The sequence below is a fragment of the Microbacterium sp. AC026 genome (assembly GCF_979258475.1).
Genome location: NZ_OZ409857.1, coordinates 722126 through 736718, shown reverse-complemented (window position 1 = coordinate 736718; position 14593 = coordinate 722126). Strand labels below are relative to the sequence as shown.

The following is a 14593-nucleotide window of genomic DNA, read 5'->3' as shown; positions in this document are numbered from 1 at the left end:
GGGTGGGAGGATCTACCGGGGCCGGTTAACGGAAGTAAAACCCACGGTGAACTCTTCGTTCGTCACGTCGATCCCGTCGACACCTCTCCTTTCTTCCTCAACGACCGAAAGCGAACGGTGGAAACCGCAGCCCTCATCGTCGTGCTGGTTATCCTGCTGGCACTCTTCTTCGACTTCACCAACGGGTTTCACGACACCGCCAACGCGATGGCCACGCCCATCGCGACAGGCGCGCTGAAGCCCAAGACCGCTGTCCTTCTCGCAGCAGTCCTCAACCTCGTCGGAGCATTCCTGTCGACGGAGGTCTCCAAGACCGTGTCGCACGGGATCATCCGCGAGGACACGATCCAAGGCGACGTGTTCCTGCCGATGATCTTCGCCGGTCTCATCGGCGCGATCACCTGGAACATGCTGACCTGGCTGCTGGGTCTGCCCTCGAGCTCGTCCCACGCGCTGTTCGGCGGCCTCATCGGGGCCACCCTGGTCGGCGTCGGAGTCAACGGCATCGACTTCGGGATGGTGCTCTCGAAGATCATCCTCCCGGCGCTCATCGCCCCGCTGACGGCCGGCATCATCGCCTTCGCGGCGACCAAGCTCGCGTACTCGATCACGCGACGCTACGACGGCAAGCCCGACGGGCGCGACGGCTTCCGCTGGGGACAGATCTTCACGTCGTCACTGGTCGCACTCGCGCACGGCACGAACGACGCTCAGAAGACGATGGGCGTGATCACCCTCGCGCTGATCACTGTCGGGTGGCAGAGCAGCGAGCAGGCCGATCCGTACCTCTGGGTCATCATCGCCTGTGCGGTGACGATCGCCCTCGGCACCTATCTCGGCGGGTGGCGCATCATCCGCACGCTGGGCAAGGGGCTGACCGAGGTCAAGCCCGCGCAGGGCTTCTCGGCCGAGAGTTCGACGGCAGCGACGATCCTCGCCTCCAGCGCTTTCGGCTTCGCGCTCTCGACGACGCAGGTCGCTTCGGGCTCGGTCATCGGCTCCGGCCTCGGCCGCCGCGGCTCCACGGTCCGCTGGCGGACCGCCGGTCGAATCGCCATCGGCTGGCTCCTCACACTTCCGGCTGCAGGTGCAGTCGGTGCCCTCGCGGCCCTGCTCATCACCTGGCTCGGCCTCTGGGGCATCGCGATCGACGCGGTCCTTGCGCTGGCCGTGATCATCGGCCTGTTCCTTCGCTCCCGCAAGGATGCAGTGACCTCGGCGAACGCCATGAGCGATGTGGCCGAGTCGGGGCTCGCGATCGAGCACCCCGACACGCCCCCGCCCACGCGTCGACAGCAGCGGATCATCGAGGCCAAGGCCGAGGCCAAGGCTCGTGCGGAGGCGCGCGAGAAGGTCAAGGCTCAGGCCAAGGCGGACGCCAAGGCGAAGGCAGCGGCCAAGGCCGCGAAGAAGGCCCCGAAGACGGGAGCCTCGACGCGGGTCGACGGCCCCGGGGTCGACAGTCCCGAGACGGCGAAGAGCGAGGAGTCGAAGTGAGTGTCGGCATCGACTGGGGCGCATTCGTCCAGGTGTTCCTTGCGGCTCTGATCGGAGCCTGCGCGGTCGTGACGTTCTATGCGTTCGGTCTTCGGCTCCTTGTTCGCAGCGGACACGCGCCGGTCGTGAGCCCGGCGGAGTTCACCGACGCCATCACCGTGATCTCCGAGAAGGAGCTCAAGCGGGCTGCCAAGCAGGCGGCCAAGGCGGCGAAGAAGAGTCCGCTCACCGAGGGGCAGCGACGGATCGCGCTGTTCGGCGCGTACGGATGCTTCGCGCTCTGCGCGGCTGCCGTCGTGGCAGGCATCCTGATCATCGTCGTCGGGCACTGACCGAGGAGTCCTGCCCAGAAGGGCGTCAGCGGAGGAGACCCGCGACGAGGTCGTCGACGATCTCGTCGGTGGTGGTGTCCGGATCGATCGGGGTCGTGAGCCGATCGAGCAGCAGGCCGTCGATCGCATAGTGGAAGAGCGCGATCTCTCGGCGACCACCCGGAAGGCCCGCTCCCGCGTTGAAAGCGACGTCCGCGTCGAACCCCGCTCGCTGCCACGCGCCGAGAAGGGCGCCGACCTCGGGGCGGCGGCTGCTCTCGAGCCGCAGCTCGAACAGTGCGAGTGTGACGTCGCGGTCGTCGGTGAGGCGACGCACGATGTCGCGGATGTACTCGGCGAAGAGCTCCTGCTCGGCTCCTCCGATGACCGCCGTGCGAGGTCGTCGTCGCTGGGGGCGAGACGCTCGCCGATCCGATCGACGAGGCCCGCGATGAGCGCCTCTCGGCTGCGGAAGTAGTTCGAGGTGGTGCCCACCGGCACGCCCGCGACGGTGTCCACGGCTCGGTGGGTGAGACCGCGAGAGCCATCGGTCGCCAGAACGGTCAGCCCTGCATCCGCGATGATCCGTCGCCGTGTCTCGTTCTTCGCCATCCGAGCACTGTATCGCGACTACTACAGCTGCCGTGGAGTCGTCGCCCGTCCGGTGTCGCGCCGCGGCCTAGGCTGAGACCATGTCAGCGCCTTCCGACAGCGGCTTCGTCTTCGGTCGCCATGATCCCGCCTCGCACGTCGTCATCCATGTGAGCGACCCGCACTTCCTCGCAGGTGGAGCGCGGCTCGGCGGACGATACGACGTCGAGTCGAACTTCGCTCGCACCCTTGAGGCGATCAGGGCCGTGCACCCGCACCCGTCGGCGATCGTCATCACCGGCGACCTGGCCGACCTGGGGGAGCCGGATGCGTATCGCCGTCTCCGCCGCGCCGTCGAGCCCGTGGCGCAGGAGCTGGGGACGACCGTCGTCTGGGTTGCCGGCAACCACGACGAGCGGCCGGCGCTGCGCGAGGGGCTGCTCGACCTGCCCGCGACGGAGGAGCCCGTGACGGGCGCATGGGACCTCGACGGTCTGCGCCTGATCGCCCTCGACACGAGTGTGCCCGGATGGCATCACGGCGACCTGGACCCCGGCCAGCTCTCCTGGCTGGCGGAGATCCTGAAGCAACCGGCGCCGCACGGCACGCTGCTCGCGATGCACCACCCGCCGCTCCCGAGCCACCTTCCGCTCTTCGACATACTCGAGCTGCGGCACCAGGACGAACTCGCAGAGGTCATTCGTGACACGGACGTGCGCGGTATCCTCGCCGGCCACCTGCATTACTCGTCGCACGGCACCTTCGCGGGCGTGCCTGTCAGCGTGTCCTCGGCGACCTGCTACACGATGAATGTCGCTCGTCCGGCCGCCGATGTGAACGGCATGGATGCGGCGCAGGCGTTCCAGATCGTGCATGTACGACCCGAGACGATCACCCACACCGTGGTGCCCGTGACCGACGCGCCGACCGGCGATCATTTCTCGATGGCGTGGCTGGAGAGAATGGCCCGTCTCAGCCCGGCAGAGCGTCTCGAGGCTTTCTCTCGCAAACGCTGACCCGCCGTCGTATCCCTGGCCGTGCATGCACGCAGGCGTAGACTGGCTGCATCCCCCGCACCACACACTCGCCACTACCCACAAGGATGTGACATGGCTTCTGCCGCGCCTGCCCCCACCCGCACCGAGACCGATTCGCTCGGGAGCATGGAGATTCCCGCCGACGCGTACTGGGGGATCCACACCGCCCGCGCCGACGCGAACTTCCCGATCACCAAGCGTCCGATCTCGGTCTATCCGGACCTCGTCGTCGCACTCGCGATGGTCAAGCAGGCCAGCGCCAGAGCGAACCGCGAGATCGGCGTCCTCGACCCCGAGCGTGCGGACCTGATCGATCGGGCCGCCCAGCGTGTCATCGACGGAGAGTTCCACGATCAGTTCACCGTCGGTGTGATCCAGGGCGGTGCCGGCACGTCGACGAACATGAACGCCAACGAGGTCATCACCAACATCGCCCTCGAGCTCGCCGGACGCGAGAAGGGCGACTACGCGTTCCTCTCGCCGATCGATCACACGAACCGCAGTCAGTCGACCAACGACGTCTACCCGACGGCGGTCAAGATCGGTCTCTCTCTGACACTCCGCTCGCTGCTCGAAGAGCTCGATCTGCTGCGCATCTCGTTCCTGCACAAGTCGCACGAGTTCCACGATGTGCTCAAGGTCGGACGCACGCAGCTGCAGGACGCCGTGCCCATGACTCTGGGTCAGGAGTTCCACGGCTTCGCTTCGACCCTCGGCTACGATCACACGCGCCTCACCGAGAACGCCTCGCTGATGTTCGAGATCAACATGGGTGCGACCGCCATCGGCACCGGCATCACCACGCACGTCGACTACGCACCCGCTGTGCTGAAGCATCTGCGCGAGATCACCGGACTCGACCTGGTGACGGCCGGCGACCTCGTCGAGGCGACCAGCGACACCGGCTCGTTCATGTCGTTCTCGTCGACCCTGAAGCGCAACGCCATGAAGCTGTCGAAGATCTGCAACGACCTGCGACTGCTGTCGTCGGGTCCGCAGGCGGGCTTCGGCGAGATCAACCTGCCGGCGATGCAGGCCGGTTCCAGCATCATGCCGGGCAAGGTGAACCCGGTGATCCCGGAGGTCGTCAACCAGGTGGCGTTCGCGGTCGCCGGCGCGGACATGACGGTGACGATGGCGGCCGAGGCCGGGCAGCTCCAGCTCAACGCATTCGAGCCCGTGATCGCCCACTCGATCTTCCAGTCCATCACCTGGATGCGACAGGCGATGTGGACGCTGCGCGTCAACTGCGTCGACGGCATCACGGCGAACCGAGACCGCCTCGGCGCCATGGTCGGCGCTTCGGTCGGCGTCATCACAGCACTCACGCCGTTCATCGGATACGCCGCCGCGGCCGCGCTGGCCAAGACCGCGCTGCTGACGAACAGGAACGTCGCCGACCTGGTCGTCGAAGCCGGACTGATGTCTCGCGAAGAGGTCATCAAGCAGTTGTCGCCCGCGCGTCTGTCGGGACTCGAGGCCATCACGGCCGCGATCCCGGTGATCGGGTCCGAGGACCTCATCGAGATCTGACTCCGAGCACACGGAAGGGCCCCGGCGACATCTCGCCGGGGCCCTTCCGTGTGTCACAGAGTGAGCGGGTGATCAGTCCAGCACGCGACAGTGGGTGGTGAGCTCGCCGATGCCGTCGATGCCGACCGTCACCGTCGAACGATCCCGGAGGAAGATCTGGGGGTCTCGAGAGTATCCGGCACCGCCGGGGCTCCCGGTGGAGATCAGAGTGCCGGGAAGCAGCGTCAGGGACTGCGAGAGATGCGCGATGAGCTTCGCGACCGACCGCACCATCTGATCCGTGCTCGCGTCCTGGACGGTCTGGCCGTCGACGATCGCCCAGATGTGCAGGTCCTGCGGGTCGGCGACCTCGTCGGCCGTGACGGCGAAGGGACCGGTCGGGGTGAAGCCGTCGAACGACTTGCACCGTGACCACTGCGCTTCAGAGAACTGGACGTTCCGCGCGGTGATGTCGTTCACGACGGTGTAGCCCCAGACGTGCGAGAGCGCGTCGGCCTCTGCGACATCCTTCGCCGGGGTGCCGATCAGCACACCGAGCTCCGCCTCGTAGTCCACAGCCTCGCTCAGCGAACGCGGCCACGACGTCGTCTGCTCGTGGCCTGTCAGCGAGTTCGGCCACAGGGTGAACACGGTCGGAGCGGCGTCGGTCTTCAGACCGAGCTCGCTCGAGTGAGCCGCGTAGTTGAGGCCGACCGCGAGGACCGCCGGGGGAGCGATGACCGCTGAGGCGAAGCTCCACCCGTCGAGCGGGTGCCGCGGGGCATCGCCGTCGAGGGCCGAGCGAAGAGCGGTGAGCGTCTGCTCGCCCCCTTCGATCAGCTGCTGAAGCGTCGCAGGGGGTCGGGAAGGAGATCGGAGACGAGGATGGCATCGGCACCCTCCACCACTGCGAGATGCGCAGCGGGAGAGTCGGCACGACGCAGATGAGCGAACCGCATGCTCCTACGCTATCCGCTGCTCGGCTCGATTGCCTGGAGGAAGTCGCCAGACCCGGGCGAAGTTGGTTGTTCGCCATATGCTTTGGCTATGAGTTCCGGAGGACCGTCCCAGCCATCGCCGTACACGCCGCCGCCCGCGCAGCAGCAGCCGCCGACGTATCCCCAGCAGCCGCCGACGTATCCCCAGCAGTATGCTGCGCAGCCCCCGCAGTATTCGGCGCAGCAGTACGCGCAGTCGAACTACGCCCCGCCGCAGTTCTCCCAGCGTCCGCAGTACGCCTCGGTCCTCGCTCAGCCGACCCCGTATTCGCCTCCCGCTCCGGCCGCACCCTCGCCTGCGCCCGGTCTTCCTGCCCTGCCGGCGGCACGCCGAGGCGGACGCGTCGCGCTGTTCGCGCTGTTCGGCTTCCTCGGTCTGCTGATGCTCGGGCTCATCGCCTACTTCGGTCTGTTCCTGGGTCCGCTCGCGTCGATCATCGGCCTCGTCCTCGCGCTCGTCCCGCTCGCCATCGTCTTCTTCGTCGTCCGTATGATCGACCGGTGGGAACCCGAGCCCAAGTCGCTGGTGTTCTTCGCGATCGCCTGGGGTGCGATCGCCGCCGTGGGACTCACGCTCCTCGTCGACCTCGGGTTGACCGCGCTGCTGGGGTTCCGGGGAGAAGTGGCGGGCGCCGTCATCCAGGCGCCGATCGTCGAGGAGTTCTGGAAGGGTTTCGGAGTCTTCCTGATCTTCCTCATCGCGCGTCGCTCGTTCGACGGTCCGGTCGACGGGGTCGTCTACGGGGCGCTGGTCGGTGCCGGCTTCGCGTTCACCGAGAACATCCAGTACTTCGCGATCAGCCTCATCGAGGGCGGCGGCGAGCAGCTGACGGTGACGTTCATCCTTCGGGCGATCATGTCGCCCTTCGCCCACGCGATGTTCACATCGCTGACGGGTCTCGCCATCGGCCTGGCCGCTCGACGGCACGCGTCGACAGGGGCCGCACTCGGGTTCGGTCTGCTCGGGATGCTGGGGGCGATGGTGCTCCACGGCCTGTGGAACGGATCGTCCTTCGCGAACTTCTTCCTCCTCTACTTCGTCCTCCAGGTGCCGCTGTTCGTGGGGTTCATCGTGGGGATCATCGCGTTGAGGCGCGAGGAGTCTCGCCTCACGAAGGCGCGTCTGGGCGATTACGCGGCCGCCGGGTGGTTCACCCCCGAGGAGGTCACGATGCTCGCGACTCCCGCCGGGCGCAAGACCGGCCTGGCATGGGCGTCGCAGCTTCGGGGCGATCGGCGTCCGCTGATGCGCGATTTCATCAAGGACGCCACCATGCTGGCATCCGTCCGTCAGCGCGCGATAACGGGGCGCGACCCTATGGCACCGGCGGACGAGCAGGCGCTGCTCGCCCGAACCCGCGCCACTCGGGCTGCTCTGCTGGCCTACTGAGACCCGCTGATCATGGCCCTCTTCATCCTCGTGCACGGAGCAGGAGACACGGGGTGGTCATGGCATCGGCTCGCCGCCGTGCTGCGAGAGCGCGGACATGAGGTGATCGCACCCGACCTGCCGGGCGATGACGAGTCACTCACGCTCACCGACTACGCGGATGCCGTCGTGGCCGTGGCAGACGCGAGACGGGGCGGTGTCGTGGTCGGCCATTCGTTCGGGGGATTCACCGCACCGATCGTCGCCGAGAGATTGGCGGCGGACGTGCTCGTGATGCTGGCGGCGATGATTCCCGAGCCGGGGGAGCGTCCGGACGAGTGGTGGTCCAACACCGGATTCGAGGATGCCGTGGCGGCGCAGGCAGCCCGCGACGGAGGCCTCACCGGCAACGATGATCCGCACATCGGCTTCTATCACGACGTGCCGCGAGCGCTCGCCGACGAGGCGATCGGTCGGGAGAGAGCACATCCGTCGGTCGCATCGACGGCCGTCCCGTGGCCGCTCACGGCCTGGCCCTCTATCCCCACTCGGTTCATCGTCTGCACGGAGGACAAGTTCTTCCCGCCCGCATTCCTTCGCGACCTCGCCCGGAAGCGCCTGGGCATCGTCGCCGACGAGATCGAGGGGAGTCACTGTGTCGCCCTCAGCCGGCCCGAAGAGCTCGCATCGATGCTGATCGCCTACGCGCAGGAGCAGCAAGCGTCATGATGCTCGAGCCGTCAAGCAGGTTCCGTACCAAGACTCAGCGCCCGGTGCTGCGGCGATGCCTGCATGTCTACCGGGCGCTGAGTTGATCTGTAAACAGGGTGCACCCGGTGTGCGCGGGTGTCAAGGGCTTAGGGGCAGTCGACGGGCGGCATCGCCGTTTCGCCCTCAGCGGAGCGATCGCGTTGACCCGCGCCGTGCGACTCGGGTTTGATGGAGGACATGACTGATCGCACAAAGCCTGAGTTCGACGCCCCCACCGGACCCGCCCCTGCGGAGCTCGTGATCCGCGACATCATCGAGGGGGACGGAGCCGAGGCCAAGCCCGGCGACACGGTCACCGTGCACTACGCCGGTGTCGAGTTCGAATCGGGCGAGGAGTTCGACTCGTCGTGGGGTCGCGGCGAGACCATCCAGTTCCCGCTTCGCGGCCTGATCCAGGGGTGGCAGGACGGCATCCCGGGCATGAAGGAAGGCGGACGGCGCGAGCTCGTCATCCCGCCGCACCTCGCATACGGCCCGGTCGGAGGAGGCCACTTCCTCTCGGGCAAGACCCTCATCTTCATCATCGATCTCGTCGCCGTCGGCTGACCCGATCGACGCCGGAAGGCGCCGGGCCCACTGCGGGCTCGGCGCCTTTTCGTCGCCCGAGGAAATATCCGCATTCAGGGGAATACATGCATGTGCATGTAAGTTGTTACGCGTGACGCCGTGAACACGGCCCCTCATCCGTTGCCGCACACATGCGGCTGATGTCTCCAGAGGAGAAACCATGACCAGCATCGACATTCCCGGCTACCGTCCCGGCACCTGGGTGCTCGACCCGTCGCACAGCGAGGTCACGTTCAGCGTGCGCCACATGATGATCTCGAAGGTGCGCGGCACGTTCGGCGTCAAGAGCGCGACGCTGATCGCTCCCGAGAACCCGCTCGAGGCCCGCGTTGAGGCGAGCGTCGACGTCACCTCGATCGACACCAAGGACGAGGGGCGCGACACGCACCTGCGCTCCGGCGACTTCTTCGACACCGAGAACTTCCCCACGATGGAGTTCGTGTCGACGGGTGCGCGCGCCGAGGACGGCGAGCTCTTCGTCGACGGCGACCTGACGATCCGCGGCATCACCAAGCCCGTCAGCTTCGAGCTCGACTTCGGTGGCTTCGGCTCCGACCCGTGGGGCAACTACAAGGCCGGCGCATCGGCCAAGACGGTCATCAACCGCGAGGACTTCGGCCTGACGTGGAACGCCGCGCTCGAGACCGGCGGCGTGCTCGTCGGCAAGGACGTCACGATCAGCCTCGACCTGCAGGGCGCTCTGCAGCAGGACTGATCACCTGATCTCGAGAACCCCGGGCCCTCAGGGCTCGGGGTTCTCTGCGTCGTAGCCGCGGAATCCCGGGCTGCGCCGTGCGAGCAGGGCGACCAGGGTGATCACCAGCAATCCGCCCAGCAGCGGCGGGAACCACAGGGTCGTGAGGGTCGCGAGCGTGCCCGCGTAGAGGGCGCCGATGCGGGGGCCGCCGGCGACCACGATGATGAAGACCCCCTGCAGGCGACCGCGCATGGTGTCGGGCACGGCCGCCTGCATCATCGTGTTGCGATAGATCGAGCTGATGTTGTCGGATGCACCGGAGAGCGCGAGCGCGATGCACGAGGCGATGATCAGCCCGACGTCCGGTGTCGCCGCGGTCGCCCCGGCAGAGACGGCTCCGATGACCAGGACCACGCCGAAGAGCAGGATGGACGCGCCATAGGCCTCGACCGCGCGCTCGATGCCGCGTCCGTGCCAGCGGTACTGCACGACCCGACCGGAGAAGAGGCTCGATGCGAATGTGCCCGCGGCGACGGCTGCGGTGAGGATGCCGGTGGTCATCGCTCCGCCGCCCAGCAGAAGGGTGCCGAGTGCAGGGAAGAGCACGAGGGGCTGCCCGAATGTCATGGCGATGATGTCGACCACGTATTGCATTCGGATGTTGTTCGCGCGGCGCAGGAACTTCCACCCGTCCACGAGCGATGCGAACCCCGGCCGCACGATGTCCCCTTCCGGCCGCAGCGGAGGGAGACTCCACAGGCCGAGGAACATCGACAGCATCAGGATGACGTCGAGTGTGTAAGTCCACCCGTAGCCTGTCAGCGCGACGAGTATGCCGGCTATCGCGGGGCCGGCCATCACGGTGAGGCCGAACGCCACTCCGTTGAGCGCGGACGCGGCGGCCAGCTTGTCGCGGGGGATGAGCCGTGGCACGATCGCGGTCCGGGTGGCCATGCCGACCGAGTTCGCGGCGGAGTTGACGATGCTCAGCACATAGAGCCACCAGATCGTCTCCGCACCGGTCCAGGTGAGCGCGGCGAGCAACGCGGTCGAGGCGAAGGTCACCGTGGCCGCGACCAACGCCACGCGGCGGCGGTCGAACGCGTCCGCGAGCATCCCGCCGTAGAGGCCGGCGAGGATCATGGGGACGAGTCCGGCGACCGCGATCATCGATACCGCGAAGGTGCTTCCGGTGAGCGCGAAGACGTGCAGCATCACCGTGACGATCGTCAGCTGCCCGCCGATCCCCGCGAGCACCGAGCCGATCCACATGCGTGCGAATGCAGGGCTGGCCCGCAGGGGGCTGAGATCGATCAGATGGCTGCGTGCAGCGCTCACGCCGCGTATCCGTCATGCATGATTCGAGAGTATCCGAGGTGCCGTCGGGCGGGCGTGGGCACGGTCACCCAGCGGCATCGAGTCCTGGTAGACTCTTCAGGTTGCCGTTTGATCGGCCGCGGATAAAGAGAGCTCACGCATCAGGCGTCGGGCACCGCGCAACAAGCAGAGAGGGGATCGAATCTATGGCACTGGAAGCAGACGTCAAGAAGGCGATCATCGAAGAGTACGCGACGCACCCCGGTGACACCGGATCCCCCGAGGTGCAGGCCGCGATGCTGACGCAGCGCATCAAGGACCTCACGGAGCACCTGAAGGAGCACAAGCACGACCACCACTCGCGTCGTGGCCTGTTCCTGCTCGTGGGTCAGCGCCGTCGTCTGCTCGGCTACCTCCAGAGCGTCGACATCGAGCGTTACCGCTCGCTGATCGCACGCCTGGGTCTCCGCCGATAACGCGGAGCGAGCCAGCGTACAATCGCGCAGAACATTCTTGAGAAGGCCGCCCCAGGTGTGGGGCGGCCTTCGTCATGTTCGGGGAGGCGTGCGGCGCCTCCCCGGGTCAGGCGTTCGTGCCGACCAGGTCGGGGTGGTGGATCGCAGCCACGTCGGGGTGCGCACGCAGTCGCGACTTCATGGCGTTCTCGCCATAGGTGGCATGGATGGGGTTGCTCGGGTCCTCGGTGATGCCGGTCGCCGCCGCGGCGAGATCTGCGGGAAGCTCGAGAAGCGGCAGCTGCTGATCGAGCGCGGGGTTGAAGAAGAACGGGATGGAGATGCGCTCTTCGGGTGCCCGAGGGAGATGACGCGGTGGTTGGTCGCCTTGAGGTAGCCGCCGGTCGCGTACTCCAGCAGCTCGCCGATGTTGACGACGAACGCGCCCGGGACGGACGGGGCTGACACCCACTCGCCGTCTCGTTCGACCTGCAGGCCGCCCTTGCCGGGCTCGACCCAGAGCAGGGTCAGCACTCCGGAGTCCTTGTGCGCTCCGACGCCCTGCTGCGGCTGGGGTTCGTGGGTGCCGGGGTAGCGGACGATCTTGATCAGCGTCGACGGATCACGGAAGGGCTCGTCGAAGTACGACTCGTCCGCCCCGAGCGTGACGGCCCAGGCGCGCAGGAGCTTGCGGGCGACCTCGGTCAGCGTGTCGTGCCACTCGGTGATCACCGCTTTGAGCTCGGGCTGTGCGGCGGGCCACAGGTTCGGGCCGACGAGTCGATTGAAGGCCGGACCGCCCTCGACAGGCTCGCGCTCGGGGCCGATGTCGATCTGCTCGCGCCAGTCGACCTTGCCCTGCGTCCGCTCGCCGCCGACCCGCGTGTACCCGCGGAAATGAGGACTCTTGACGTTCTCGATCGCGAGCTTCTCGTCGTCGGGCAGCGCGAAGAAATCGAGCGCCGCGCGGTGCAACCTCGCCTCCAGCTCGGGGGAGATGCCTGTGCCGGTGAGATAGAAGAAGCCCACGTCGTGCGTGGCCGCGCGAAGGTCGTCGCGGAACCGAGCAGCGGCTTCGGGACCGGCATCGAGCTGGGACAGGTCGAGGATGGGAAGCGAGAGATCAGCCATTCACCGAGCGTAGATCGGGTCTGGGCGAGTGCGGTTCAGTGTTGCGCCGAATTACCGAGAGGCGATCGCGTGTGTGCGAGGCCCGAGCGGAAGGGGTGCTAATGTCTCTGAAGTAAGGGATGCCTTACCTCAGTCTTTCCCAGAGAGTTCCCTCCGTGCTCGCCACTTTTCTCATCGGTCTTCGTGAAGGCCTCGAAGCCGCGATCGTCGTCGGCATCCTCGTCGCCTACCTGCGCAGGCTCGGTCGCGGTGACGCGTTGCCCAGGCTCTGGGCGGGGGTCGGCCTGGCGATCGCCCTCGCACTCGGCATCGGGGCCGTCCTGACCTTCGGTGCGTACTCGCTGACCTTCGAAGCTCAGGAGCTGATCGGCGGACTGCTGTCGCTGCTCGCGGTGGGCATGGTGACCTGGATGATCTTCTGGATGCAGAAGGCCGGGCGCACGATGAAGGCGACCCTCGAGGGCGGGCTCGACCGCGCGCTCACACAGGGCGGCGTCTGGGCGCTGATCGCGATCGGCTTCGTCTCGGTGGCACGCGAGGGGATCGAGACGACTCTCCTGCTGTGGTCGATGGTGCAGTCCTTCGGTGATGCTCCGTCGGCGCTGCTCGGCGCGGTGCTCGGGCTTCTCGCCGCCGTGGTGATCGGCTGGGCGCTCGCCCGCGGGGCCGTCCGGCTCGACCTTCGCCGGTTCTTCACATGGACCAGTGGGTTCCTCGTCATCGTCGCAGCCGGGGTGCTCGCCTACGCGATCATGGACCTCCAGGAGGCCGGCGCGTTGCCGGGACCGTTCACCGCAGCGGCACCGATCGACGCGGCCACCGGGGCGGTCGCTCTCGGCTGGGCGGCATTCCCCTTCGGCTGGGCCTTCGATGTCACGAACGTGATCGCGCCCGACAGTGCCTGGGCGACCATCCTGCAGGCGACCGTCGGCTTCATGCCACGGATGACGTGGCTCCAGGTCACGGCTTGGACCGTGTACATCGTCGTCGTCGGGCTCTTCTTCATCCGGGGGCTCCGGTCACGCCGGTCCGCCACCCCACACATGCAGACGTCGCCTGGTCGGGACACGTCGGCATCCACTCTCACCCAGCAAGGAGCAGCATGACCACCTCTCGCCGAATCCTCGGTGCCGTCGCCGCAGCAGGCGCGGCAGCACTCGTCCTCTGCGGGTGCGTCGCCAAGAGCGATGTCGCCGCAGGTGCATCCTTCGACGTCTCGTCGACCGACTCGGCGTGCGCCGTCTCGGCTGCGACCGCCAAGAGCGGCACACTCACGTTCGATGTGAAGAACGACAGCGCGCAGACCTCGGAGTTCTATCTGCTCGCAGAAGACGGCCTCCGCATCGTCGGCGAGGTCGAGAACATCGCGCCCTCAGCGTCGCGGACCCTCACGGTGGTGGCTCAGCCGGGGGAGTACTTCACGCTGTGCAAGCCGGGCATGATCGGCGAGGGGGTCGGCAAGTCCGCGTTCACCGTGACCGGCGACCGGGTCGCTGTCGACGGCGAGGATGCCGATCAGAAGCAGCAGGCCGTCGACCTCTACGCCGCCTTCGTCAAGGACCAGGTCGGTCAGCTGGTTCCGTCGGTCGACGAGTTCGTCACCGCCTATGAGTCCGGCGATGATGAGGCCGCGCGAGCGCTGTTCCCCCAGACGCGCGCGTTCTACGAGCGCATCGAGCCCGTCGCCGAAGCGCTCGGGACGCTCGACCCCCGCATCGACTACCGCGAGGTCGACGCTGTGGCGGAGGGCCTCGACTGGACGGGCTTCCACCGCATCGAGAAGGACCTCTGGGTGCCGGCGCAGGACGCCCTCAACGCCGACGGCGAGACGCCCGCATGGCAGGACTGGGCACCGTCGACGACGGAGGAGCGCGCCGAGTACGGCGACCAGCTGATCGCCGACGTGCAGGAGCTCTACGACTACGTGCACTCGGACGACTTCACCGCGGCTCTCGACGACCAGGGGATCGGCGGCATCTCGAACGGCGCGATCGCGCTGCTCGACGAAGTGGCGACGGGCAAGATCTCCGGCGAGGAGGACTGGTGGTCCGGCACCGACCTGTACGACTTCGCCGCGAACGTCGAGGGGTCGAAGATGGCGTTCTCGCTCGTTCAGGATTTCGCCACGGCACAGGGGGATGAAGGCGCGGATCTCGTGACCGAGATCGAAGGCGGATACTCCGCTCTCGAGGAATCCCTCGCGGCGCACGGCTCGCTCTCCGACGGCTTCGTCGGCTACGCCGAGCTCACCGATGCGGACAAGCGCGAGTTCACCGATCTCATCAACGCCCTCGCAGAGCCGCTCTCGCAGCTCACCGGCACCGTCCTCGACTGATCCGA

The 14593-nt window shown here is 67.3% G+C and carries 13 protein-coding genes and 2 pseudogenes; 11 read left to right on the top strand and 4 right to left on the bottom strand.

Features of this window, described 5'->3' with window-relative positions; all coding sequences use genetic code 11:
- Positions 1 to 117: 117 nt before the first annotated feature.
- Complete coding sequence (locus ACZZ93_RS03880) at positions 118 to 1497, top strand: inorganic phosphate transporter (protein WP_053095797.1); 1380 nt, start codon at positions 118 to 120, stop codon at positions 1495 to 1497.
- Positions 1494 to 1829 carry a peptidase gene (locus ACZZ93_RS03875; protein ID WP_187249511.1) on the top strand — a complete coding sequence of 112 codons (336 nt, stop codon included), beginning with the start codon at positions 1494 to 1496 and terminating at the stop codon, positions 1827 to 1829. The genes ACZZ93_RS03880 and ACZZ93_RS03875 overlap by 4 nt, the downstream gene beginning before the upstream one ends.
- Before the next feature lie 25 nt (positions 1830 to 1854).
- Here the strand turns inward: ACZZ93_RS03875 and ACZZ93_RS03870 are convergent, their stop codons facing one another.
- On the bottom strand, positions 1855 to 2145 hold the full coding sequence (locus ACZZ93_RS03870; protein WP_463510500.1) for a hypothetical protein: 291 nt from the start codon (positions 2143 to 2145) through the stop codon (positions 1855 to 1857).
- A gap of 355 nt (positions 2146 to 2500) precedes the next feature.
- Between ACZZ93_RS03870 and ACZZ93_RS03865 the strand changes: the two genes are divergently transcribed.
- Entirely contained in the window at positions 2501 to 3415 is a 915-nt protein-coding gene (locus ACZZ93_RS03865; RefSeq protein WP_072591135.1) for a metallophosphoesterase, read from the top strand.
- 93 nt (positions 3416 to 3508) lie between these two features.
- Positions 3509 to 4969 (top strand): aspartate ammonia-lyase, encoded by a 1461-nt coding sequence (locus tag ACZZ93_RS03860; protein ID WP_053095801.1) that lies wholly within the window; start codon positions 3509 to 3511, stop codon positions 4967 to 4969.
- A 72-nt stretch (positions 4970 to 5041) separates the two neighbouring features.
- Here the strand turns inward: ACZZ93_RS03860 and ACZZ93_RS03855 are convergent.
- Positions 5042 to 5907, bottom strand: a pseudogene (locus ACZZ93_RS03855) (fumarylacetoacetate hydrolase family protein).
- A gap of 88 nt (positions 5908 to 5995) precedes the next feature.
- Between ACZZ93_RS03855 and ACZZ93_RS03850 the strand changes: the two are divergent.
- The 4 genes from ACZZ93_RS03850 to ACZZ93_RS03835 all read left to right on the top strand — a co-directional run bounded on the left by ACZZ93_RS03850 (position 5996) and on the right by ACZZ93_RS03835 (position 9368).
- A complete protein-coding gene (locus ACZZ93_RS03850; protein ID WP_463510499.1) occupies positions 5996 to 7336 on the top strand; it encodes a PrsW family intramembrane metalloprotease in 1341 nt (446 codons plus the stop codon).
- Between the two features lie 12 nt (positions 7337 to 7348).
- Positions 7349 to 8044 (top strand): alpha/beta hydrolase, encoded by a 696-nt coding sequence (locus tag ACZZ93_RS03845; RefSeq protein WP_463510498.1) that lies wholly within the window; start codon positions 7349 to 7351, stop codon positions 8042 to 8044.
- Between the two features lie 219 nt (positions 8045 to 8263).
- Positions 8264 to 8632, top strand: coding sequence for an FKBP-type peptidyl-prolyl cis-trans isomerase (locus tag ACZZ93_RS03840; RefSeq protein WP_053095804.1), 369 nt, complete (start codon positions 8264 to 8266; stop codon positions 8630 to 8632).
- 181 nt (positions 8633 to 8813) lie between these two features.
- Positions 8814 to 9368 carry a YceI family protein gene (locus ACZZ93_RS03835; RefSeq protein WP_053095805.1) on the top strand — a complete coding sequence of 185 codons (555 nt, stop codon included), beginning with the start codon at positions 8814 to 8816 and terminating at the stop codon, positions 9366 to 9368.
- A gap of 27 nt (positions 9369 to 9395) precedes the next feature.
- On the opposite strand, the gene ACZZ93_RS03830 is transcribed toward ACZZ93_RS03835, so the two are convergent.
- Positions 9396 to 10688 (bottom strand): MFS transporter, encoded by a 1293-nt coding sequence (locus ACZZ93_RS03830; protein ID WP_463510497.1) that lies wholly within the window; start codon positions 10686 to 10688, stop codon positions 9396 to 9398.
- 185 nt (positions 10689 to 10873) lie between these two features.
- Here ACZZ93_RS03830 and rpsO point away from each other — a divergent pair, with 185 nt between their 5' ends.
- Entirely contained in the window at positions 10874 to 11143 is a 270-nt protein-coding gene (rpsO, locus tag ACZZ93_RS03825) for a 30S ribosomal protein S15 (RefSeq protein WP_017203073.1), read from the top strand.
- Between the two features lie 106 nt (positions 11144 to 11249).
- On the opposite strand, the pseudogene ACZZ93_RS03820 reads toward rpsO, so the two are convergent.
- Positions 11250 to 12253 (bottom strand): annotated as a pseudogene (locus ACZZ93_RS03820) (isopenicillin N synthase family dioxygenase).
- 155 nt (positions 12254 to 12408) lie between these two features.
- Between ACZZ93_RS03820 and efeU the strand changes: the two are divergent.
- Positions 12409 to 13359, top strand: a complete 951-nt coding sequence (gene efeU / locus ACZZ93_RS03815) for an iron uptake transporter permease EfeU (protein WP_394194213.1) — start codon at positions 12409 to 12411, stop codon at positions 13357 to 13359.
- The gene (gene efeO, locus ACZZ93_RS03810; RefSeq protein ID WP_463510496.1) at positions 13356 to 14588 is read left to right on the top strand and encodes an iron uptake system protein EfeO; all 1233 of its coding nucleotides are present in this window, start codon (positions 13356 to 13358) and stop codon (positions 14586 to 14588) included. Before efeU ends, efeO begins: the two co-directional genes overlap by 4 nt.
- Positions 14589 to 14593 lie beyond the last annotated feature (5 nt).